The sequence below is a fragment of the Mycobacteriales bacterium genome, assembly GCA_035550055.1.
Lineage (GTDB): Bacteria > Actinomycetota > Actinomycetes > JAFAQI01 > JAFAQI01 > DASZTV01.
Window position 1 is genome coordinate 36523 of sequence record DASZRO010000031.1, and the last position, 21987, is coordinate 58509.

At 69.3% G+C, this 21987-nt stretch carries 19 protein-coding genes and 1 pseudogene; 11 read left to right on the forward strand and 9 right to left on the reverse strand.

Annotation, left to right across the window (positions count from 1 at the left end):
- The first annotated feature begins 31 nt into the window (after positions 1–31).
- Positions 32–994 carry an alpha/beta hydrolase gene (locus VG899_05195; GenBank protein ID HWA65749.1) on the forward strand — a complete coding sequence of 321 codons (963 nt, stop codon included), beginning with the start codon at positions 32–34 and terminating at the stop codon, positions 992–994.
- Positions 991–2556 carry a hypothetical protein gene (locus tag VG899_05200; GenBank protein ID HWA65750.1) on the forward strand — a complete coding sequence of 522 codons (1566 nt, stop codon included), beginning with the start codon at positions 991–993 and terminating at the stop codon, positions 2554–2556. Before VG899_05195 ends, VG899_05200 begins: the two co-directional genes overlap by 4 nt.
- On the opposite strand, the gene VG899_05205 is transcribed toward VG899_05200, so the two are convergent.
- The 4 genes from VG899_05205 to VG899_05220 all read right to left on the reverse strand — a co-directional run bounded on the left by VG899_05205 (position 2526) and on the right by VG899_05220 (position 6140).
- The gene (locus VG899_05205; protein HWA65751.1) at positions 2526–3527 is read right to left on the reverse strand and encodes an NADPH:quinone oxidoreductase family protein; all 1002 of its coding nucleotides are present in this window, start codon (positions 3525–3527) and stop codon (positions 2526–2528) included. The two genes, VG899_05200 and VG899_05205, sit on opposite strands and share 31 nt — an antisense overlap.
- Complete coding sequence (locus VG899_05210) at positions 3527–4585, reverse strand: phosphotransferase family protein (protein ID HWA65752.1); 1059 nt, start codon at positions 4583–4585, stop codon at positions 3527–3529. Before VG899_05210 ends, VG899_05205 begins: the two co-directional genes overlap by 1 nt.
- The gene (locus VG899_05215; protein ID HWA65753.1) at positions 4585–5886 is read right to left on the reverse strand and encodes an acyl-CoA dehydrogenase family protein; all 1302 of its coding nucleotides are present in this window, start codon (positions 5884–5886) and stop codon (positions 4585–4587) included. The genes VG899_05210 and VG899_05215 overlap by 1 nt, the downstream gene beginning before the upstream one ends.
- 62 nt (positions 5887–5948) lie before the next feature.
- Positions 5949–6140 carry a ferredoxin gene (locus VG899_05220; protein ID HWA65754.1) on the reverse strand — a complete coding sequence of 64 codons (192 nt, stop codon included), beginning with the start codon at positions 6138–6140 and terminating at the stop codon, positions 5949–5951.
- 79 nt (positions 6141–6219) lie between these two features.
- On the opposite strand from VG899_05220, the gene VG899_05225 reads away from it, so the two are divergent.
- Positions 6220–6999 carry an SDR family NAD(P)-dependent oxidoreductase gene (locus VG899_05225; protein HWA65755.1) on the forward strand — a complete coding sequence of 260 codons (780 nt, stop codon included), beginning with the start codon at positions 6220–6222 and terminating at the stop codon, positions 6997–6999.
- Here the strand turns inward: VG899_05225 and VG899_05230 are convergent.
- Both VG899_05230 and VG899_05235 read right to left on the reverse strand, forming a co-directional pair.
- The gene (locus tag VG899_05230) at positions 6996–7892 is read right to left on the reverse strand and encodes an FkbM family methyltransferase (GenBank protein ID HWA65756.1); all 897 of its coding nucleotides are present in this window, start codon (positions 7890–7892) and stop codon (positions 6996–6998) included. The genes VG899_05225 and VG899_05230 overlap by 4 nt on opposite strands.
- A gap of 4 nt (positions 7893–7896) precedes the next feature.
- Complete coding sequence (locus VG899_05235; protein ID HWA65757.1) at positions 7897–8202, reverse strand: DUF3467 domain-containing protein; 306 nt, start codon at positions 8200–8202, stop codon at positions 7897–7899.
- 129 nt (positions 8203–8331) lie between these two features.
- Between VG899_05235 and VG899_05240 the strand changes: the two genes are divergently transcribed.
- The 8 genes and pseudogenes from VG899_05240 (at position 8332) to VG899_05275 (ending at position 18966) form a co-directional block, all read left to right on the forward strand.
- A complete protein-coding gene (locus VG899_05240) occupies positions 8332–9798 on the forward strand; it encodes a hypothetical protein (protein HWA65758.1) in 1467 nt (488 codons plus the stop codon).
- Positions 9799–9805: 7 nt separating this feature from the next.
- Positions 9806–11482, forward strand: a complete 1677-nt coding sequence (locus VG899_05245; GenBank protein ID HWA65759.1) for a hypothetical protein — start codon at positions 9806–9808, stop codon at positions 11480–11482.
- A 12-nt stretch (positions 11483–11494) separates the two neighbouring features.
- The gene (locus VG899_05250) at positions 11495–15136 is read left to right on the forward strand and encodes an ATP-binding cassette domain-containing protein (protein HWA65760.1); all 3642 of its coding nucleotides are present in this window, start codon (positions 11495–11497) and stop codon (positions 15134–15136) included.
- A 23-nt stretch (positions 15137–15159) separates the two neighbouring features.
- Positions 15160–15909, forward strand: coding sequence for an AIM24 family protein (locus VG899_05255; GenBank protein ID HWA65761.1), 750 nt, complete (start codon positions 15160–15162; stop codon positions 15907–15909).
- A gap of 47 nt (positions 15910–15956) precedes the next feature.
- Positions 15957–16553 (forward strand): hypothetical protein, encoded by a 597-nt coding sequence (locus tag VG899_05260; protein ID HWA65762.1) that lies wholly within the window; start codon positions 15957–15959, stop codon positions 16551–16553.
- Between the two features lie 135 nt (positions 16554–16688).
- Positions 16689–17270, forward strand: a pseudogene (locus VG899_05265) (helix-turn-helix domain-containing protein).
- Positions 17271–17371: 101 nt separating this feature from the next.
- Positions 17372–17512, forward strand: a complete 141-nt coding sequence (locus tag VG899_05270) for a hypothetical protein (protein ID HWA65763.1) — start codon at positions 17372–17374, stop codon at positions 17510–17512.
- A 71-nt stretch (positions 17513–17583) separates the two neighbouring features.
- Positions 17584–18966 carry a DUF222 domain-containing protein gene (locus VG899_05275; GenBank protein HWA65764.1) on the forward strand — a complete coding sequence of 461 codons (1383 nt, stop codon included), beginning with the start codon at positions 17584–17586 and terminating at the stop codon, positions 18964–18966.
- Between the two features lie 21 nt (positions 18967–18987).
- Here the strand turns inward: VG899_05275 and VG899_05280 are convergent, their stop codons facing one another.
- Genes VG899_05280 through VG899_05290 form a run of 3 tightly spaced genes read right to left on the reverse strand, consistent with a single transcriptional unit; the run spans position 18988 to position 21952 of the window.
- Complete coding sequence (locus VG899_05280) at positions 18988–20478, reverse strand: NAD(P)/FAD-dependent oxidoreductase (GenBank protein ID HWA65765.1); 1491 nt, start codon at positions 20476–20478, stop codon at positions 18988–18990.
- The gene (locus tag VG899_05285; GenBank protein HWA65766.1) at positions 20475–21326 is read right to left on the reverse strand and encodes a metal-dependent hydrolase; all 852 of its coding nucleotides are present in this window, start codon (positions 21324–21326) and stop codon (positions 20475–20477) included. The genes VG899_05280 and VG899_05285 overlap by 4 nt, the downstream gene beginning before the upstream one ends.
- A 5-nt stretch (positions 21327–21331) precedes the next feature.
- On the reverse strand, positions 21332–21952 hold the full coding sequence (locus VG899_05290) for a TetR/AcrR family transcriptional regulator (GenBank protein ID HWA65767.1): 621 nt from the start codon (positions 21950–21952) through the stop codon (positions 21332–21334).
- Positions 21953–21987 lie beyond the last annotated feature (35 nt).

Below are 21987 nucleotides of genomic sequence, written 5' to 3' on the forward strand. Positions count from 1 at the left end.
CGCAAATGCTAGTGCCATTAGCATTCGCCCCGTGCCCACCAAGATGCCCCAGCCCCTCGGGGCCGTCATGTCCGTCGTCCGGTTCGCCGTCCGACACGGGTTGATGCCCGACCCGAAGAAGGCGTTGGAGAAGTCGCACGACGAGCGGCTTGCGATGCTGGTGCCACGGCTGTTCTGCAAGCCGGGCCCGGACGTGCTGACCGAGGACGTCGTCGTCGACGGTCGGGGCGGCCCGATCCCGGCGAGGGTCTACCGGCGCGCTGATGCCGCCGCCGGCGCACCCGGGATCCTGTTCATCCACGGCGGGGCGTTCATGCAGGGTGGCGTCGACTTCTGCGACAACGTGCAACGCGGGCTCGCCCACCGCACCGGTGCCGTCGTACTAGGGCTGTCCTACCGCCTGGCGCCCGACCACCCGTTCCCGGCTGCGCTCGACGACTGCGTCGACGTGGTCGAGTGGATGGCCCGGACCCGGCCCGGCGGCATGGACCCGGACCGGATCGCGATCGGGGGCGAGAGCGCAGGTGGCAACCTCACCGTCGCCGTCTGTCTGTGGGCGCGCGACCACGGCGGGCCACGGATCGCTCACCAGAGCGTCTACTACCCGTTCACCGACTGCTCGCTGCGCTCCGCGGACTGGGACAACCGCAACCTCATGCCCGGTGTCGACCGGGCGGCAGGGGAACTCATGGTGAAGCTGTACGGCGGCGACCGTCACGCCGACCCGCTGGTCAACGTGTGCGCCGCCGACCTGCACGGCCTGCCACCGGCAACCGTCATCACCTGTGGTCACGACGTGCTGCGCGAGGACGGGTTCAATCTGGCAGCGTCGTTGAAGGCCGCCGGCGTGGAAACCTTGCACACGCACTACGACGACATGCCCCACGGGTTCCTGATGTTCAGCCGGCTGACCAGTCGGGCTGACGAGTCGATGGACGAGATGGCGCGGGAGACCGGCAAGCGGCGGTTCGCGGCGCTCCTCAGCACCGAATGAGCTCGCCTCACCGCCGCGCCGTTGCCTTGCTGGCGGGTTGCCTCGCCTTGGCGGCGTGCGGCTCGACCGTGCCGCGCGGCGTCAGCGAGCCGGACGCCAACCTCTACGTCCCCGTCGTGACGATCGGCTCGCCCCCCTCGGCGGGACAGCAGACGACATCGAGCGAGACGGCACCGAGCACCTCCGCCCTCCCGACGGCGGGCGGGGCGACGGGCGCAGGTCCCGCCACCGTGGCAACCCGAGGGGCGTCCTCGTCGCCGCTGACCCAGCCGTCGCCACCCGGCGGTCGCCCGTCGGCCACAGCGTCGAACCCGACGATGCCGGCGTCCGGCCCCGGCTGGAACGAGAAGGACGTCTTCGTCGGTGTGCCCACCGAGAACGACGCGTCCTCAGCGATCGCCGGACTCGGGCTGAGCTTCAACCCGGGCAACGCGGCACACGACGTCGCCGCGGAGGTGAAGGCGCTCAACGCCGCCGGCGGCGTCCTCGGCCACCAGATCGTCCCCGTCTACCACGACAACTCGACTGCCTCGATCGAGAGCAACGCCGCCGTCGTGGCGAACCAGAACTGCACGTACTTCAGCCAGGACCGCAGGGTCGCCGAGGTCATCAACGGACTGTCGGACCTCGCCCTTCCCCCGTGCTTCGCACCGTTGCACATCCCTGACGTCGAGGTCGGCTCGGTCATCGACGGCACCGCCGACTACCAGAAGTACGGCCCGTACCTGTGGACCACGGAGTTCCCGAACGTCGACCAGCTTGCCGACGTCGAGGTCGACCAGCTCTACGCCGAGGGCTACTTCGGCAAGTGGAACCCTCACACGTCGAGCGCTCTCGGCGGCGGGCCCGTCAAGGTGGGCATCCTCGAACCCGCCACCGCAACCGGCTCAGAGCTCACCGCACGACTGGCAAAGGACGTCGCTGCGAAGGGCATCCAGGTCGCCCAGACGTTCGCGTACACCGACTCGGCGTTGTCCTACAGCGGGCAGATGGCCGCAGCCGAGCTGAGGTTCGCCGCCGCCGGGGTCACGCACGTGATCAACATCCCGCCGGTCGCGGCCGCCATGCTGTTCTTCATCGACACGGCACAGGCGCAGGGCTATCACTTCCGCTACGCCTTCACCTCCTACGACCTTCCCAACCAGGCTGTCGCCGACCTGCCACACGCCCAGCTGGCCGGCGCGATGGGCGTGGGCTTCGACCCGGGTTACGACGCCATCCCCGCCGTCACACCCAAGCCCAACGCGGCGGCGACGGCCTGCGATCGCACGCAGCGACGAGCGGGCGTCGCCAACTCGACGCCGCTGGAGATCGGCAACGCCCGTGACTACTGCGACGCCTTGAACCTCTTCGTCCAGGCCGCGACGGCAGGCGGCGGATTCACCGCGGACGACATCGCCGCCGGCATGGCATCGGTGGGACGCCGCTTCGTCCCGGGCGGGGCGTTCGGGTCCAAGCTGTCGGCGAGCGACCACTCGATGCCCGCCTACGTGCGCGACCTGTTCTGGACGCCGAGCTGCACCTGCTTCGCCTACCGCGGCGGCCTGCACCCGATGGGCTGACCGACGTCGAGGAGCACCTTGCCGATCGCCTTGCCCTCGGCGACGTGACGCACCGACTCCGCGACGTCGTCGAAGGCGAAGCGCGCGCCGACGTACGGCGCAACCTTCCCGGCGGCCAGCAGGTCGAGCAGCTCGGCGTCGTTGCGCGACAGCTCCTGCGGCTTTGCCGCCGCCCAGCCGCGGAACTCGAAGCCGACGACCTCGATGCCCTTCAGCAGCACGAGGTTCAGCGGGATCCTCGGGATCTCACCGGAGGCGAACCCGACGACGACGAACCGCCCGTCACGGCGCAGCGACCGCAGCGCCGGCTCGCTCAGCGCGCCGCCTACCGGGTCGATCACCACGTCCGCGCCCCCGGGCACCAGCTCCTTCAGCACCTGGCGCAGGTCTGCACCGCGATGCTCGGCGAGCCGGGTGGCCCCACATGCCTCGGCGGCGGCGAGCTTGTCCGGCGTCGACGCGACCGCGGTCACGGTCGCGCCCAGCAACGCGCCGAGCTGCACCGCGGCAAGCCCGACACCGCCGCCGGCGCCGAGGACCACGAGCTCCTCGCCCGCCGCGAGCCGGCCGACCGAACGCAACGAGTGGTACGCAGTGCGATGCGCGACGCCGAACCCGGCGGCGACGTCGGTGGAGACGCCGTCGGGCACCGGCATCAGCCCGCTCGCCGGCACGACGACCTGTTCGGCGAACGCACCGACGAGACAAGAGCCGAAGACCCGGTCGCCGACTGCGACCTCGGTGACGGCGTCACCGACGGCGGAGACCACCCCGGCGAACTCGCTGCCCAGCACGAACGGCGGCGGCACTTTGATCTGGTACTGCCCGGCCAGCACGAGGACGTCGGGGAAGTTCACCGCCGCGACGTCGACCGCGACCCGCACCTCACCCGGCCCGGGCGAGGGCACCTCGACGACGTCGATGGTCAGTGCATCCGGCCCGCCGTACGCCGAACAGACCGCGGCGCGCATCACCCGCGGTAGTCGGTCGAGGCGGCCAGCTCGGCCGCACCCGCCATCAGCCCGAGGACGACCGGACCGAACGCCTGCAGCTTCTCGTCGTCACCAGCGCGCTGGAAGCCCTGTTCGAGCACGATCGCCAGCTTCCACTTCGCGAGGATCAGGTAGTAGTCGATGTCGTCGACCTGTCGCCCCGAAACCGACGCGTAGTGCGCGAGGACCTCATCGGCACTCGGCATCCCCACCATGTCGACGTAGCCGTCCCCCACCGTGTCGGCCGATGACGTGTCGGCCGGCCAGCCCTGGATCATCCAGGCCAGGTCGAGCTTCGGGTCGCCGACCGTCCCCATCTCCCAGTCGACGATCGCGGCCAGCCGGGCAGGAGCACCGTGGGAGTACATGACGTTGGCGAACTGGTAGTCGCCATGCATCAGCCCGGGGACGAAGTCGAGCGGACGGTGTTCGTTCAGCCAGGCGGTCGCGACCTCGAGGCCCGGCAGGTCCCGCCCCTTGATCCGGTCGAGGAAGCGGATCCATCGCTCGACCTGCCGCTCGTGATAGCCGTCCGGCCGGCCGAGGTCGTGCAGGCCCTTGGCCTGCCAGTCCACCTTGGACAGCAGCGCGATTCCCTCCGCCAGCTGGAAGGCCAGCCCGCGCCGGGCCGCGAGGTCGGTGTCGAACGGCTCCGGCCACTTCTTGTCCTCGAGCCCCATCGGCGACCAGCCGTCGACGAAGCCCATCAGGTAGAACGCGCGGCCGAGCACGGCGGCGTCGGGGCACACGGCGACGGCTTCGGTGTGAGGTACGTCGGTGCCGGTGAGCGCCTCGATGATGCGCCACTCACGCAGGATGCCCTCGTCACGACTTTGCGGCGCCTCGGGCGGCGGGATCCGCAACGCGGCGTGCAGATCACCGCGCCGGATCTCATAGATCGCGTTCTGCGAGCCACCGGAGATGTATCGGTGCTCCAGTGGCTCGCCCCGCCCGGGCACGTCCTGGGTGTCGAGCCATGACGCGAGTGCGTCGGCGTCCAGGGCAGGTCCCGCGTCGTCGGCGAACAGTCCCGCCATCAGAGGTTGCCCACCTCGTGCTCGAGGTATTCGGCGTACTTCGCCACTGCGTCCGCGCGCTTCTTCGGGATGTGAGCGCTCGGCCACAGGTCGTCGGTCGGCTGGTAGTCGCGCAGCACCTGCTTGGCAACGGTGACCTTGTGGACCTCGGTGGGCCCGTCGGCCAGGCCCATGACCGCGGCGCCGACGAGCATGCGGGTGAACGGCATCTCGTTGCTGGCTCCGAGCGCGCCGTGCACCTGGAGTGCGCGCTGCGCGATGTCGTGGAGCACGCCCGGCATCAGCACCTTGATCGCCGCGATGTCCTTGCGGACCTTCAGGTAGTTGTTGTGCTTGTCGATCGACCACGCGGTGTAGAGCACGAACAGCCGGAACTGCTTGAGCTGCGCGTAGGAATCGGCGATGTAGCCCTGGACGAACTGCTTGTCGGCGAGCAGCGAGCCGGCGGTGTGGCGGGACAGCGCCCGCTCGCACATCATGTCCAGCGCGCGCTGCGCCAGTCCGATGGTCCGCATCGCGTGGTGGATACGGCCGCCGCCGAGCCTGGTTTGCGCGATCGCGAACGCCTGGCCTTCATCACCGAGCAACGCGTCGGCCGGAACGCGCACGTTGTCGTAGTGGATCAGGGCGTGTGACGCGTGCTCGGATCCCTCCGCGCCGAGCCCGACGTTGCGCACGATGTTGATTCCAGGGGTGTCTGCCGGGACGAGGAACATCGACATGCCCCGGTAGATCTCGACGTCGGGGTTGGTGACCACCATGACGATGAAGAACGCCGCGGTCTTCGCGTTGGACGAGAAGAACTTCCAGCCGTTGATCACCCACTCCTCGCCGTCCTTCACCGCGCTGCACGTGAAGGTCGACGGGTCCGCTCCGCCCTGCGGCTCGGTCATGGAGTAACAGGAGAACAGCTCGCCGTTGAGCAGCGGCGTGAGGTAGCGCGCTTTCTGCTCGGGGGTGCCGAAGTGGGCGATGATCTCCGCGTTGCCGGTGTCCGGAGCCTGGCAGCCGAAGACGATCGGCGCCCACGAGGATCGGCCGAGGATCTCGTTCAGCAGCGAGAGCTTCAGCTGGCCGTAGCCGGCGCCACCGAGGTCGGGCCCGAGGTGGGTCGCCCATAGTCCCTGGTCGCGGACCTGCTGTTTGAGCGGCTCGATCGCCTTTCGTCGCGCTCCGTCGAGCGGGGTGAACTCCAAGCCCGGCCAGACGTAGTCGAGCGGCTCGACCTTCTCGCGGACGAACTCGTCCGCCCAGTCCAGCTTCTCCTGGAAGTCAGGATCGGTCTCGAAGTCCCACGCCACCTCATGCTCCTGTCATCCGCGTGCTGAACACAGACCGAAGAGCACCCCTCTTCGGCGCCGGGCTAGTCGACGAGCTTGAGCGCCTGGCGCGGGCAGCTGTCCACCGCATGCTGCACCGTCTCGAGGTCCTCCGGCGCAACGTCCCACTTGTGCACGATCAGCTGGTCGTCGTCGTCCAGCTCGAAGCGGTCGGGGTCCACCGCGGTGCAGACGCCGTGCGCCTCGCATCGGTTGACGTCGTGCTCGAGCTTCATCGACATTCCTTCCCGGTAGCGAACGCGAGCATAGTGCTGAGCGTATGCACAGCGGCAGCCATGCCCGTACGATCCGCGCGTGTCGATCGATCCTGAGCTGACCGGCAAGCGCGCCCTCGTCACCGGCGCGGGGCAGGGGGTCGGCGAGGCGATCGCCCGGCAGCTCGCCGAGGCAGGCTGCGACGTCGTCGTCAACGACTTCCACGAAGATCGCGCCGATCGGGTGGCCACAGCGATTCGTTGCGCCGGGGGCTCGGCGCAGCCGCTCCCCTTCGACGTCACCGACCACGACGCGGTCACGACCGCGATCCACGGGCAAGGCAGGATCGACATCCTGGTCAACAACGCCGGCAACGGCGGACCGGACACGTTCGGCACCATAGCGGCGTTCGTCGACACCGCGCCCGCGGACTGGTCTCCGCTTCTGGCGGTGAACCTCGGCGGTGTCATGAACTGCACCCACGCCGTCCTGCCCGCGATGATCGAGGCCGGCTGGGGCCGGGTCGTCACCATCTCCTCCGATGCCGGCCGCACCGGCGGCGCGAGGTACGCCGCGTACAGCGCCGCGAAGGCCGGCGCCGCCGGGTTCTCCCGCGCGATCGCCCGCGAGGTCGCCCGTCACGGCGTGACGGTCAACGTCGTCTCGCTCGGCACGATGCGGACTCCGCTGACCGAGCCGCTGTGGCGCGATCCGGCCAACACAGAGCTCCAGCAGTCGATCCTGGCCGGCTATCTGGTGCGCCGGCCCGGTGAGCCGGATGACGTCGCGTGGGCAGTGCTGTCGCTGGCCAGCCCACGCTCGTCGTGGGTGACCGGCCAGACCATCGCCGTCAACGGCGGATCGGCGTTGACCCTCTAGTCGTCCCGGCCGAGCCGCGGCGCCAGATCCTGCGAACTGGCCACGAAGTTGTAACCCTTGCGTGGGTCCTTCTTGATCTCGTCCAACGCATCGAGTCGGCTCACCTGCGCGAAGCTGCCGTCTCCTGCGAGCGCGTGCACCCGCAGACCCAGCTCGCCCATCAGGAACCGGGTGACGGCGTGCGTCGGATCCTTTCCGTGGTCCTCGTAGACCAGATGCCAGGCTCGGCGACGCAGCGTCTCCGTGGCTCCCTCGATGGCCGGCAGCTCGGCGCCTTCGACATCGAGCTTGATGACGATCTCGCGCGCAGTGTCCGAGGCGTAGCGCGCAACGAGCTCGTCGACGGTCACGGTCGAGATGGTGCTCGTCAAGCTCGTCCGGAAGGCGATTCGCTCGACGACGGTCCCGCTGGCGTGGAACCGACGGCTTGCGTGCATCGTCAACGTCTCGTCCGCGACGTTCCACAGCGCGGCGTAGACGCAGCGCCATCGGTCGTCGTTGAGCTCCGCGTTCTCCGCCAGCCGCTGATAGCTCTGCGGCGCCGCCTCGACCGCCACGACGCTGCCGGCCGGCAGCCGGGCGCTCGCGAACATGCTCCAGTACCCGATGTTCGCTCCGCCGTCGATGAAGTAGCTGTCGGGGCGCAACAGCCGCTCGAGTGCGCGACCGACCTCTGGCTCGTATGCCCAATGCGGTCGAAGCAGCGGACTCCAGTAGCCGTCGTTCAGATACAGCCACAGCTTGCCGTCCGGGCGGGCGACGACGACCCGGTTGTCGGACGGGAACACATGCCCCAGACCCCAGGCGACCCGCCGAAGCCCTCGGTAAGAGGCGCGTTCCGTGAGAGCGGCCGCGCCCGAGATCAGCGCGGCCTGTGCCGAGGCGGCGAACACCGCGCTAGTCGCCGTCCGGCTGCGACGGTCCGGGCATCGCGATGGGACCGAACGCCGCCTCGTAGTTCGTCATGTTGGCGTTGATCGCCTGAAGCAGCTGGAAGACCTGGGACGGGGGGAACTTCACCCGCGCGACGACCCGCGACGGTACGACGGTCTGGCCGTCGGGACCGGTTGCCGGAGGGTTCGTGACGGCGAAGTCGAGCGTGAACTCGTACGGCGTGTGCCAGACGATCGCCATGTTGGCGTAGACGCCGCCCTGGACGTCCTCCGGGACCTGGATCTGGATCTGCTGTTGCGGTTCGCTCACACGAGCGACGCTACTCGGACGACGCGCTGACGAGATCGTGAAGCGTCGTCGTCGTGACCGGCTTCGCCGGCCGCTCGGCGAAGAGGCACCACCCTTGCCGCGCGTGTCCGGCGCTCTTATGGTCCGTGCGTGGATGCCGTGGGCAAGTTGCGCGTGCTCCTCGGCACCTGCGTGGTGACAACGCTGGTGCTGGCGCAGGTGCCGGCCGGAGCCATCACCTCCTCCACCACGTCCGCCCCCACGTCCGCCACGCCGGCACCGAGTCCCGCTCCCTCGACCTTCGTGGCCGGCAGCGCCGCCGCCACCTCGCAGGCCTTTGCCCTCAACCCGCGCGACGCGGGCCTTGCGGCCACCGTGACGATCGGCCAGTCCATCGCCGACTACCGGGACACCCTCGCCCAGGCTTCCAGCCAGGCACTCAACCTCGGCCTGGTCGGCGCCAACCTCACGGTGCAGTGCAGCTCGCTACCGCCGGTGCTGACGGCGGGTGAGCTGCCGAAACCGCTGAGCGCCGAGTCCGACACCGGCGCCGGCACCGCCGACAAGTCGGCCGCCGGGCCCGACGCGAAGTCGGCGCGGGCCGCCACCGGGCGCGAGGCGGTGTCGGTCTCCCCGCAGCCCGACGAGGCCGCGGCCGCCGCCTTCGACGGTGAGCGCGTCGAGCTTCCCGGGCTGCTCGACGTGTCCGGCCTGTCGAGCACCGCCCACGCCCGCCTCGTCAACGGCCAGGCGCGCATCGCCTCCGCGACCGCCGACGTCGCCAAGCTCGACCTGCTCGGCGGGAAGGTCGCGCTCGACGGTCTGCACTGGCAGGTCTCGGCGCGCAGCGGCACCCATCCGTCGGTGTCACGCTCGTTTCGCCTCGGCTCGGTGACCATCGCCGGGGTGAAGCTGCCGACGTTGCCCGACGCACTGAGCTCGACCCTCGCCGCGGTCAACAAGGCGCTTGCCAGCACCGGGTTGCACATCTCACTGCCGACCGCCACGCACCAGAGCGGCATCTACGGCATCAGCCCGCTCAGCATCGGCATCGATGACTCGAAGCTCGGGTCGGAGCTCTTCGTACCGATCCTCAACCTGCTGCACACGCTCGTCGACCCGACCATGTCGGCGATCACGAACGCGGTCTGCCAGATCGGCAGCGTCTACACGACCGTCAACCTGCTCCTCACCGCGATCAGCGGGGTCGGCGCGGTCGACGCCGAGTTCGGCGGCGCCACCGCCACGACCGACGACACCACCTACGCCAACCCGTTCGGCGACGGCGGCACCCCGCCGAGCCTGCCTGCGACCGGCGCGACGACGACGCCCGGCGGCGGGGGGCAGATCGGACCCGCGTCCGGCGGCGGCGCACCGCCCACCCTGCCCGTGACCTCGCCGGTGCCAGCGCCCAACCAGTCGCCGGAGGTCGCCGGCACCCGGGTGCTGTCGTCGAGCTGCTCGACCACGAGCGCGGCGGGCCGGCCGTCGTGCAGCCGCGGCGCCGGACTCGCCGTCGGGCTCATCGCCCTCGCAACGCTCGGCGGCGTGGCAGCCGCCGACTTCCTGGTAAGCCGCCGACGCAGAAAGCTCGCAGCCATGGCCATCGACTCGTGACCCGCTCGTGACCGACCCTGCTCCGGCGCCGAAGCGCCCCCAGCCGTTGAGCCCGTTCCTGCGCGGGTACGGCCCGCTCGCCGTGCTGCTCGTCGCGTTCGTGCTGATGGCCGCGTTCGTCCCCACCGACGCCCCGCAACAGCTCACCGTGACCACAGCGGGGGCGGGCGAAGTCGGCGGGAGCGCGCCGGGAGCGACTGCGCCCGGCACGTCGGCCGCTGGCGGGGCGCCGGGAGCGACGCAACCCACCACGTCCGTGCCCGGCGGGGGCGTCCCGGGCGCCGGAGGGTCGACGAGCGGCAACGGCAAGCCGATCGCCGCCCCGAAGGGCTGCAACGGCCCCCAGGTGCCGGGTGACCCGTACTCGCCGCCGTGCGTCAGCTTCTCCGGCAACAACGGCGGGGCCACCACCCGCGGCGTGACCGGATCGACGATCACGATCGCCTACCGGATCACCTCCGACCCGAGCTTCCAGCAGACGCTCGCCGAGATCGGCGGCGCGCAGTTCGCCGACACCCAGGCCGACGTCAACCGCACGATCAACGGCTTGGCGGACTACTTCAACAGCCACTTCCAGTTCTACGGCCGCAAGCTGAAGTTCGTCTTCTACAAGGGACAGGGCTCGCAGACCAACGAGCTGCTCGGCGGGGGGCAACAGCAGGCGAGCGACGACGCGTTGAAGGTCGCGACGAGCATCAAGGCGTTCGGCGACATGAGCGCGGTCACCGAGCCGTACGCCGACTCGCTGTCCCGGGACAAGGTCATGAACTTCGGCGTGCCGTACATGTCGAAGGAGTGGTTCGCCCAGCGCGCGCCGTACTCGTGGAGCATCGCGACGGACTGCACCGGGGTCAGCGACGCGGTCGCCGAGGTCGGGGTGCGCGAGCTCGCGGGCAAGAAGGCGGTCTTCGCCGGGCCGGCGCTCGCCAGCCACACCCGTACCTTCGCCACGCTGGCGCCGGACAACCCCTGGTATCAGGAGTGCGTCGCCAACGGCGCGAGCATCTTCAAGAAGGCGGGAGACCCGGCGCCGCTCAACATCCCCTACCAGCTCAACCTGGCGACGCTGGCCAACCAGGCGGACAGCATCATCTCCAAGCTCAAGGCCGACAACATCACCACAGTCGTCTGCGGCTGCGACCCGATCATCCCGGTCTACCTGACCCAGCGCGCAGCCGAACAGGACTACTACCCCGAGTGGTCGATCGTCGGCGTCGCGCTGACCGACGAGGACATCGTCGGGCAGCTGTTCGACCAGTCCGAGTGGGCGCACGCGTTCGGGGTGACCTATCAAGGACCGACGCTGCCCTACCAGGCGACGCTCGGCTACGCGGCGTACAAGTCCGCGGTGCCGATCTCGGAACCGTCGACGTTCGTCAACCTGATCTACGCGCAGATGTACATGCTGGCGCTGGGCATCCAGGAGGCCGGTCCGGACCTGACCCCGGCCAGCTTCGAGCAAGGGATGCGCGCGTACCCGGGTGGCACCGGGGAGTTCGGCACCTGGGGCTTCCCGCCGGGCAACTTCACTCCGACGCTCGACGGCGCGGAGATCTACTGGGACCCGAACAAGATCTCGGTCTACAACAACCGCAAGGGTGCCTACGTGTTCGCCAGCAAGCGGTACACCCTGCAGGCCTGGCCGAAGGGCGACTTCCCGCACACGCCCTACAAGGGCAAGTAGGAGCTCTCGCGCGTGACCGCGATCTACGACGCGCTCAACCGTCGCCGCGCGCTGTCCGCGGCGGCCGGCGTCGTGCTCGCGATCCTGGTGACGCACCTGGTGGCCCCCGGCAAGGCGCCGGTCGGGATCATCCTGCAAGGCGCCCTGTTCGGCTCGATCACCGGACTCCTGGCGCTCGGCCTGGTGCTCACCTACCGCTCGGACCGGATCGTCAACTTCGCCTACGGGTCGATGGGCGGGGTGGGCGGCACGACCGGCGTACTCCTCTATCTGGGCCAGCACTGGAGCTGGCCGGCGGCGGTCGCGGCCGGGCTGGCGACCGGCGCCGTCGTCGGCGCCCTCACCGAGCTGCTCGTCATCCGTCGGTTCGCGCGTTCGTCGCGTCTGATCCTCACCGTCGCGACGATCGGGCTCCAGCAGGTGCTGGGCGGCATCGAGCTCAAGCTCCCCACCTGGCTGGGCGGCCCGTCGCTGATCGGCGGCTTCACCACCGGGCTGTCCAAGCACGGGACCAACGTCGGGCCCGTGCTGTTCACGGGCAACGACCTCGTCGTCGTCATCGCCGTTCCGGTCGCGATCGTCGCGCTCGCCTGGTACCTGCTGCGCACCGACTCGGGCATCGCGGTTCGCGCGATCGCCGACAACCGCGACCGCGCGCTGCTGCTGGGAGTCCCGGTACGCCGGTTGGCCACGATCGTCTGGACCGTCGCCGGACTGCTCGCCACGATCGCGGTGATCCTGCCCGCCCCGTCGCAGGGTCTGACGATCGACGCCGGCGCCGGTCCGCAGGTGCTGCTGCCGGCACTTGCCGCCGCAGTCCTCGCCGGGATGGAGTCGCTGCCCATCGCGGTCGCCGCCGGGATCGGCCTCGGCGTCCTCAACTCGCTGATCTCGTGGAACTTCAACAAGCAGTCCGTCACCACCGTCGCGTTCCTGATCGTGATCCTGGTCGCGCTGCTGCTCCAGCGCGGACCGATCGGCCGGCGCGACGGCGCCGAAGAGACGTCGCTGGGCGTCGCCGGCGCCACCCGGGACGTCCCGGCCGCACTGAGGCGGCTGCCCGAGGTCATCGCGGCCCGCGTCGGCCTGCGGGTCGCGCTGCTCGCCGCGGCGATCCTCATCCCGCTCGCTTGCAGCCCGAGCACGATCCGGATCTTCAGCACGACCGCCATCTACGCGATCGTCGCGGTCTCACTCGTGGTACTGGTCGGCTGGTCAGGCCAGGTCAGCCTCGGCCAGTACGCCTTCGTCGGCCTCGGCGGGGTGATGGTCGGCGACCTGATGAGCCACTGGAACCTCGACTTCTTCGTCTGTCTGGTCGCCGCCGGCGCCAGCGGCGCCCTGCTCGCGGTGCTGGTCGGCTTGCCGGCCCTTCGCATCCGCGGCCTGTTCCTGGCGGTCACGACCCTCGCGCTCGCGGTCGCCGCCGACGGCTACTTCTTCAACCCGACGAACTTCGCCTCGATCATCCCGAACAACATCACCCGCCCGGTGTTGTGGAAGCGCTTCAACCTCACCTCCGAACGCGCGCTCTACTACGTGTGTCTCGCCGTGCTCGTCCTGGCCGTGGTCATCGTGCAGGGCCTGCGCCGTGCCCGCCCCGGACGCGTCATGGTCGCAACGCGCGACAACCCGCGCGCGGCCGCCGCGATGGCGGTCCCGACGACGCGGGTCACGCTGCTCGGCTTCGTGCTGTCCGGCGCGATCGCCGGCATCGCCGGCGGGCTGCACGCGACGATCCTGGAGAGCATCGGCTACGAGACCTACCCGCCGTCGGAGAGCATCCTCGTCTTCTCGATGCTGGTCATCGGCGGCGTCGACTCGATCACTGGCGCCCTGCTCGGCGTGGTCGCGGTCGAAGCGGCCGTGCACTACTACCCGCAGTACCAGCTGCTGATCACCGGCTCCGGATTGCTCTTCGTGCTGCTCGTGCTGCCTGCGGGCCTGGCTTCGGTCGTCTTCGGTGCCCGCGACCGGCTGCTCAAGCTCGTCGCGCGTCGCCGGGGCATCGACCTGACCGCCGCCGCGGACCTCGCCGTGAGCGCCGAGCCAACCACCGACGCGGCATCGCGCGACGCGCGAGGAACCGCGTCGGGTGCCCTCCTTCGCTGCGACGGTGTCGAGGTCAGCTACGGGCCGATGCAGGTCCTGTTCGGCGTCGATCTCGATGTCGCCGAACAGGAGATCGTGGCCCTGCTCGGCACCAACGGCGCCGGGAAGTCGACGATGCTCAAGGCGGTCGCCGGCCTGCTCTCGGCCGCGCCCGGAAAGGTGTGGTTCGACGGCGTCGACATCACGGGCCTCAGCCCGGAGCAGCGTGCCGCCCGCGGGCTCTGCCTCGTCCCCGCAAAGTCGATCTTCCCGTCCCTGTCAGTCGCCGAGAACCTGCGAGTAGCCGCATGGCTCGTGAGACGCGATCGAGCGAAGGTCGACCGCGGACACGCGAAAGCCTTCGAGCTCTTCCCGCAGCTTCGCGACCGCCAGCGCCAGCTCGCCGGCACGATGTCGGGCGGCCAGCAGCAGATGCTCTCTCTCGCGATGGCGTTGCAGACCGAGCCGCGCGTCATGCTCATCGACGAACTCTCCCTCGGCCTCGCGCCCTCGGTCGTCGCCCGACTGCTCGAGGTGGTTCGCGAGCTGGCCGCCGGAGGCGTCACGATCGTGATCGTCGAGCAGTCGGTCAGCGTCGCCCTCGAGGTCGCCCGGCGCGCGGTGTTCCTCGAGCGGGGCACCGCGCGCTTCTCGGGCGAGACCAAGGACCTGCTCGCCCGGACCGACGTACTCCGCTCCGTCTTCATCGGCGGCGGGACGCCCGCAACCACGAACGGCACGAAGCGCCGCAGCAAAGCCGCACGGCAGCGCGAGCTCGCGGAGCTCGTCGCGCGGCCCGCGGTGCTGGAGTGCGTGAACGTCGGCAAGTCCTTCGGCGGGATCCGGGTGCTCAACGACATCGGGATGACCATTCACAAGGGCGAGATCGTGGGCCTGATCGGTCACAACGGTGCCGGCAAGACGACGCTGTTCGACGTGATCTGCGGCTTCCTGCCCGCCGACGGCGGCAAGGTCTTCCTGGGCGGGTCGGACGTCACGTCGTTCGGTGCCGCGGACCGGGCGCTGATCGGTCTGGGCCGTTCGTTCCAGGAGGCACGGCTCTACCCCGGGCTGACGGTTGCCGAAACCGTCGCCGTCGCCCTCGAACGCCACCTCGACTCGCGCGACGTCGTGGCCGCCGCGCTACGGCTGCCGGCATCGACGCTGTCCGAGGCCGTCGTCGTCGACCGGGTCCACGACCTGTTGGCGCGACTGGGCCTGACGCGCTACGCCGACACGATGATCGGTGAGCTGTCGACGGGCACCCGGCGGATCGTCGAGCTCGCCTGCGTGATGGCGCAGCGGCCCGCCGTCGTACTGCTCGACGAGCCCACCGCGGGGGTCGCGCAGAAGGAGACCGAGGCCCTCGGTCCGCTGCTGCGCCAGGTGCGCGACGAGACCGGCGCGACGATGCTCGTGATCGACCACGACATGCCGCTGCTGACCTCGCTGTGCGACCGGCTGGTCGCCCTCGAGCTCGGCCAGGTGATCGCGGAAGGTACGCCGGGGGCGGTTCTCGAGGACGACCGGGTGATCGAGTCCTACCTAGGTGTCGCCGGATAGCACTGCGCCTCTATCGTCATCGCATGCAGACGAAGATCCTCGGCACCACGCTTCCCGTTCTCGAGTGCGTGCTCAGCGCCAACGAGGTTGTGATCGGTGAAGCCGGCCGGATGTCGTGGATGTCCGAGGGCGTCACGATGGCGACCTCCACGTCGTACGCCGGCGGCAGCGGCGGCATCATGGGCGCGATCAAGCGCGTCGCGGGCGGCGGCACGCTGTTCACCAGCAGCTACACCGCCGGCGGCTCAGGCGGTCTCGTCGCGTTCTCGACGACCATCCCGGGCCAGATCCTGCCGGTGAGCATCTCCCCCGGGCACGACTACATCGTCCACCGCCACGGTTTCCTCGCGGCGACCAACGGCGTACAGCTGTCATCGGCCTTCCAGCAGTCACTCGGCGGCGCACTGTTCGGCGGCGAGGGGTTCATCCTCCAGCGCATCGGCGGCCAGTGCGACGCCTGGGTGCAGCTACAGGGCGAGATCGTCACCTATGACCTCCAGCCCGGCCAGAACCTCTTCGTCCACCCTGCCCACGTCGGCATGTTCACCGACGGCACCCAGTTCAGCATCACGACCATCAAGGGCCTGAAGAACAAGTTCTTCGGCGGAGAGTTCTTCCTGGTCAAGCTCACCGGACCGGGCAAGGTCTGGCTGCAGTCGCTCACGTTGCAGGGTCTGGCTCAAGACCTCATGCCCTACCTGCCGACCGGCGAGTCGAACGCCGGCGCGGGCGGTGCGGTCGGCGGCATCATCGGCGGCTTGCTCAAGGGATAGTCGGCCCGGCCCTCCGCTCGGGCCCTCGCCTGACCGATCCTGATGCGGTGCAGGTGATCAGGAAGAGCAGCGCCGAGGAGATGGTCGCCTGCTTTCTCCAGACCGAGTTGGCCAGCGAGCGTTGGGGTGCGGGCATTCGCGGGGTTCTCGTGCGCCTGGGCGAACCGGAAAGCCTGCTGCGCGTGCCGGACCTGGCTGATGAGCGCGGCAACCGAGCACGCCGTGCGGTGCTCGCCGCGACCCGCGGGTACGGCGAGGATCGCGAGCTCTTCGAGCATTTTCCCGCCACCGTCAGATGGGTGTGGGCGCGGTTGTCGCCGGCCGAGCTGGCGACCGTGCGCTACATCGAGTACTCCTACTGGAACGAGCTGTCGGGCGGAAGCCGGCTGCCTGCCGACGCCGCACCGCGGATCCTCGCCGGCGTACAGCCGTGGGGGGTGTCCAACGAACGCTTCTCGCGGGCCGCGCTCGAGTTGGCTCGGGGCGGCGAGTTCCCCCCGCTCATCCTGGCCGGGCCGAGTCGTACTCAGCTCGTCTGCCTGGAAGGCAACCTTCGCCTCACCGCGTATGCGCTTGCCGGCTTCCCGCGCCACGTCGAATGTCTCGTCGGGACCGCCCAAGGGCTGCGTCGCTGGGCGGCGTGACCCTCGAGCGAGTTCCACGAGGGTCTTGAAACTGTCGCTGTCATCTCTCAAGACATCGGTGACGGTTCTGTGCCAGGACATCGGTGACAGTTTGAGCGGTCTTCGTGGTGACACTTCAGGCCTGAGGGTCTGGGGATGGCTGCCAATGACCCCATCGATCCACGTGTCCGGCTTGCGATCTCGCGGTGGCCGGTGGACGCGCCCCCCGGGGCGGTCTCGACGTTCTGCGCCGAGCACGGCATCTCTCGCAAGACGTTCTACGAGTTGCGCAAGCGGGTCCGGGTCGATGGGCCGGCCGCGGTGTTGGAGCCCCGGTCGCGGCGTCCGCGCTCGAGCCCGTCGAAGCTGACCGACCAGATCAAGGCGCAAGCGGTTCAGGTCCGCGCCGCGTTGGAGGCTTCCGGGTTGGACCACGGGCCGATCAGCGTGCACGAGAAGATGCGCGCGATGGGCCTGTCGCGGGTTCCGTCTGAGGCGTCGCTGGCCCGGATCTTCCGTGAGGCTGGAGTAGCTCGGCTCGAGCCGAAGAAGAAGCCCCGCTCGGCCTGGCGCCGGTTCGTCTATCCGGCCCCGAACGCGTGCTGGCAGCTCGACGCGACCGAGTACGTCCTGACCGGCGGCCGGACCTGCGTGATCTTCCAGCTCATTGATGACCACTCCCGTTACGCGCTCGCCTCCCACGTCGCCGCGAGTGAGACCGCTGAAGCTGCGGTCGCTCCGACCGGCCCGTCTGGCTCCAGCGTCCAGCAGCCGACCGCTACCGACCCGAACCTGCACCACCATCGGCCGACCTGCCCGCCGACACCCAGCTCAAGACGTTGAACTCCGCCGGCACCTTCGTCCTGGACTCGATCCACTACAAGGTCGACGGGCAGCGCGCGTTCCAGCAGGTCCTGATCATCACCGACGGTGAGAAGATCACCGTTGCCGACCTCCACGGCGAGATCCTCATGTCCTGAGGCAGAACTGGCACCGATGTCCTGAGACATCACACTTGAAACTGTCGCGGGCGACCGATATATTCGAACACATGTTCGATTGCCGGGGTGCGGTGCTGCTGACCCCGCCTGGGTGGGACGAGCCCGATCCGCCGGACCTCGGCGACTGGGAGCCGATCCCGATGGAGCTCCTGGACGAGCTCGACCGCACCGCTCCGGACTGGAACGACGGCGGTCTCGCTTTCGCGGACCAGCCGGTCGACCAGGCCTGCCGCCTCCCGCTCGGCCAACACACCTACCCGCTGCTGATGATGACGCCCGTCGACGAGATGTCGGCCGATGCGAGAGCCTGGGCGCTCAAGCGCACCCGAGAGCTGATCAGCCATCTCGAGGGCTTCGCAGCAGAGTTGACCGCGGCGCTCGCCGGGCCCGAGCCGGACGATCGTCGCGAGGACTGGGGCGCCCACGAGGTGGCAGTTGCCACCCGCTGCAGCGTCAATGCGGCGGACCGTCAGGTCGCGCTCGCGCGAGACCTCGCCGGACGGCTACGGGCAACGCGTACGGCGATGAGCGAGGGTCGCTGCACCTTCGTGCAGGCTCGCGCGTTGAGCGAAGGCGTGGCGCACCTGCGAGACGACATCGCGCAAGAGATCGAGCAGCGGCTGCTCAAGTTCGCCCATCGTCAGGACCTGACGAAGTTCAAGGCGTCACTCCAGCGCTGGCTCGCCCGACTCGACCCGGACTTCGTCAAGCGCGCCAAGGACGCGCGAGCCGAGGTGATCGTCGAGCATCACGACCTCGGTGACGGCGTCGGCGAGCTGTTCATCCGCGGACCGCTGGAGCGGACCGCGATCATCGAGCTCGCGACGCGTTCCTACGCGACCGCAGCCAAGCCCGTGCTCGGTGGGACGGCCGCCGGCCGAAAGCTCGCCGGGCTCGTTCAGTGGGCCGAGGACTATCTGAGCTCACCGAAGGCACCACGCCGGCACGGCCGGGCGTTCACGGTGAACGTCACGTTCGACGCTCAGACGATGTTCGGCCTCACCCAGCACCCGGCCGAGATCCCCGGCTACGGGATGGTCCCGGCGCAGGCCGCCATCGAGCTGCTGGCCAACGGTTCGCCGTTGCGGCGCCTGATCATCGACGACGTCGACGGTCACCTGTTGCACTACGGGACGAAGACCTACCTGGTCCCGCCGCCACTGTCCGACCACTTGATCGCGCTGCACGGCATGAGCGCCGCACCGCACTCCAACGTCCCGGCTGCCGATTGCGACATGGAGCACAACATCCCGTTCCAGCGGGGCGGCACGACGGATCCGGACAACAACACTCCGGTCGACCGGCGATGGCACCGCGGCAAGACCCACGCCGGGTGGACGTATGTGAAGAACAGCGACGGCTCGGTCACCTGGACCTCACCCGCCGGACTCACCGAGATCGTCTACCCGCACGACTACCGGCTCGGGCCGTAACCGGCGGGTGGCAGGCGGGCGCTACTCGAAGCGGTAGTCCGACAGCGGGAAGCGTCGCGCCTCCCGCCGGGTGTTCAACGTCGAGGTCGGCCGCAGGATCGCGGCCTCGCCACGGGGGTTGAAGTAGTAGCTGCGCGCGGTCGAGCAACTGCCGTTGTAGAAGACGGAGTCGCCGAGCAGATCCGTCATGCGGTCGAGGAACGCGGCGTTCGCCTGCTCGGTGACCTCGAAGGTGCTCTTGCCGGTACGCCGCAGCTCGCTGAACACGCGCCCGATGTGCGTCATTTGGTACTCGATGGTGGTGAAGTACGACAAGCCGCTGTACGAGTACGGACTTGCGAGGTTGAGGAAGTTCGGGAACATCGGGATGGAGACACCCTCGTAGGCGCAGAACCGGTTGTCCCGCCACCACTTGCCGAGGTTGCGCTCGTCGCGGCCGATCACCTCGAACGCCGGGAAGTTGACGTCCCAGAGGTTGAAGCCGGTAGCAAGGACCAGCACGTCGATCTCGGTCTTGTGTCCGTCGACGGTGACGATCCCGTCGGAGTCGAAGTGGTCGATCGAGGTGGTCTCGAGGTGGACGTTGGGCTTGGTGAACGCCGGGAAGTAGTCGTTGGAGAACGTGGGCCGCTTGCAGCCGAACGAGTAGTCGGGAGTCAGCTTCTTGCGCAGCTCGGGATCTTTGATGGTACGGCCCATGTTGCGCATCGCGAGTCGGGCGGCCCGCTCGTTGAACCGGCGGAACTGCCGGTAGCGGAGCACGCCGAGCACCATCAGCATCTCGAGCAGGGACGTGCTCACCACCCGCGCCGCCCGCTGGGTGACCGGGAAGCGCGCGAACGTTCGCTGCACCGACTTCGGGATCGGGAAGTCGGTCTTGGCGGTCACGTAGATCGGGGTGCGCTGGTAGACGGTCAGCTCCCCCGCCACCTTGGCGAGCTCGGGGATGATCTGTACGCCGGTGGCGCCGGTGCCGATGACGGCGATCCGCTTGCCGGCGAGGTCCGCGTCGTCGTCCCACGCCGAGGTGTGGATCACGGTGCCGGCGAAGCCGTCGATCCCGGGGATCTCCGGGCGGAACGGCTGCGACAAGTAGCCGGTCGCGGTGACGACGAACCGTGCCGTGACCGTCTCCCCGCCCGCGAGGCTCACCACCCACATCCGGTCGTCTTCGTCCCAGCGCGCGCCTTCGACCGAGGTGTTGAAGCGCATGTGGCGGTGCAGGTCGTACTTGTCCGCGATGTGGACGGCGTAGCGCTTGAGCTCCGCACCCGGCGCGAACAGCCGCGACCAGTACGGGTTGGGCTCGAAGGAGTACGAGTAGGTGACCGACGGGATGTCGACGGCCAGGCCCGGGTAGTGGTTGACATGCCACGTGCCGCCGAGGTCGTCCTCGCGCTCGACGATGAGGATGTCGTCGAAGCCTTGCCGCTTCAGCTCGATCGCCGCGCCCATGCCGCCGAAGCCGGCGCCGACGATGACCACGTCGTGGTCAGGCTTGCGGCCGCTCACTTCAGGTTCCCCACGAGCTGGCCCTGCTCGCCGAACAGCTCCGCGGTCCAACGCTCGAGCAGCTCGGAGTTGTCGTGGTCGTTGGGATGGAATCCGACCCGGTTGTAGTCCTTGATCGCGGCGACCATCTCCTTGCCGAGGAACGGCGAGCGCCGCAACGCCGCGATGCTCTTGCCGAGGCGTACCGGGTTGTACGTCGACTTGTCCGCGAGCATCGACAGCAGGGTGTGCACCGTCGTACCGAAGATGAACGACCACGTCATGAGGCGCATGACCCGGATCCGCATCTTCTCGGTGCCGCCGACCGCGCGGTAGACATCGAAGGCGACCGCCTTGTGCTCGGACTCCTCGAGGGCGTGCCAGAGCAGGACCTTGCGGACCTCGCCCTCGCCGAGCATCTCGCGCGCCGCCTCGCTGGACAGCAACCGCTCGGCCAGCGTCGCGGTGTAGTGCTCCAATGCGGCAGTGATCGCAAGCTGCACCTTGTGCGGCGCCTTGCGCTCGACCCGCGCGAGGTCGAACTTCACGAGCCGGTCCACGCGGCGCGTCGGGTAGCCGAGCTCCTGCAACCGCGCGTTGAGCGCGCGGTGCTCGCGCCCGTGCATCGTCTCCTGACCGGTGAACCCGGCGACCGCCGCTTTGAGGTCCGGATCGGTGATCTGGTCGGCGTAGTGGCGCACCGAACGGACGAAGAAGTCCTCGCCCTCCGGGAACATCGCCGACAGGATCGCGACGACGTGGCTCATGATCAGGTCGCCGCTGGCGTAGTGCCGCTCGACCGTCGCGGGCGTGTAGTCGAACTTGACCCGGCGGGTCTTCACCACGCGCTTGGGCGCCGGCACGGACATCACGGTCATGGCTTGATCTCCATCGGGTTCGTGGTCACTTGCATGTTCAGCGCGAGTACGCCGAGGAACTCCCGCACCTTGCGGGCCTGGCCTTTGGCGTGCTCGCCCGCCATCGCACCGAGCGCGAGACCGGCGTAGAGGGCGTGCAGCGAGCGCAGCGCCTCCTCGATGTAGGGCAGCCGCGCCAGGTCGGGGAAGTACTCGAGGACCATCTCCGCGGTGATCGCGGCGATCTGGTCCTCCATCCGCCGCAACACCGGCTTCAGCTCGGGGTAGGCGCGGGAGGCGACGGTGAGCTCGATCAGGGCCAGGCCGGTCGGATCGTCGTAGAACGACCACAGCACGGCAAGCGCCTCGTCCGGCGTACGGCGGGCGGGGTCGAGCGCCGACAGCTGCTCGCGGAACTCCCGGCCGCGCGTCTCGACCAGCTGCTCGGCGGCGGCGGTGACGAGGTCGGCCTTCGTCGGGAAGTGGTGGGCCAGCGCGCCGCGCGAGACGTGCGCGCGGCGGACCACGTCGTTGGTGGACATCCGGCCGTATCCGGAGTGCGCGAGACAGTCGATCGTGGCGCCCAGCAGCCGGGCGCGCATCGCCTCCGTGCGCTCAGCCTGGGACCGCCGCTCCATACCTGGAACGTACGCGCGAAAAAACAAACAGGCAA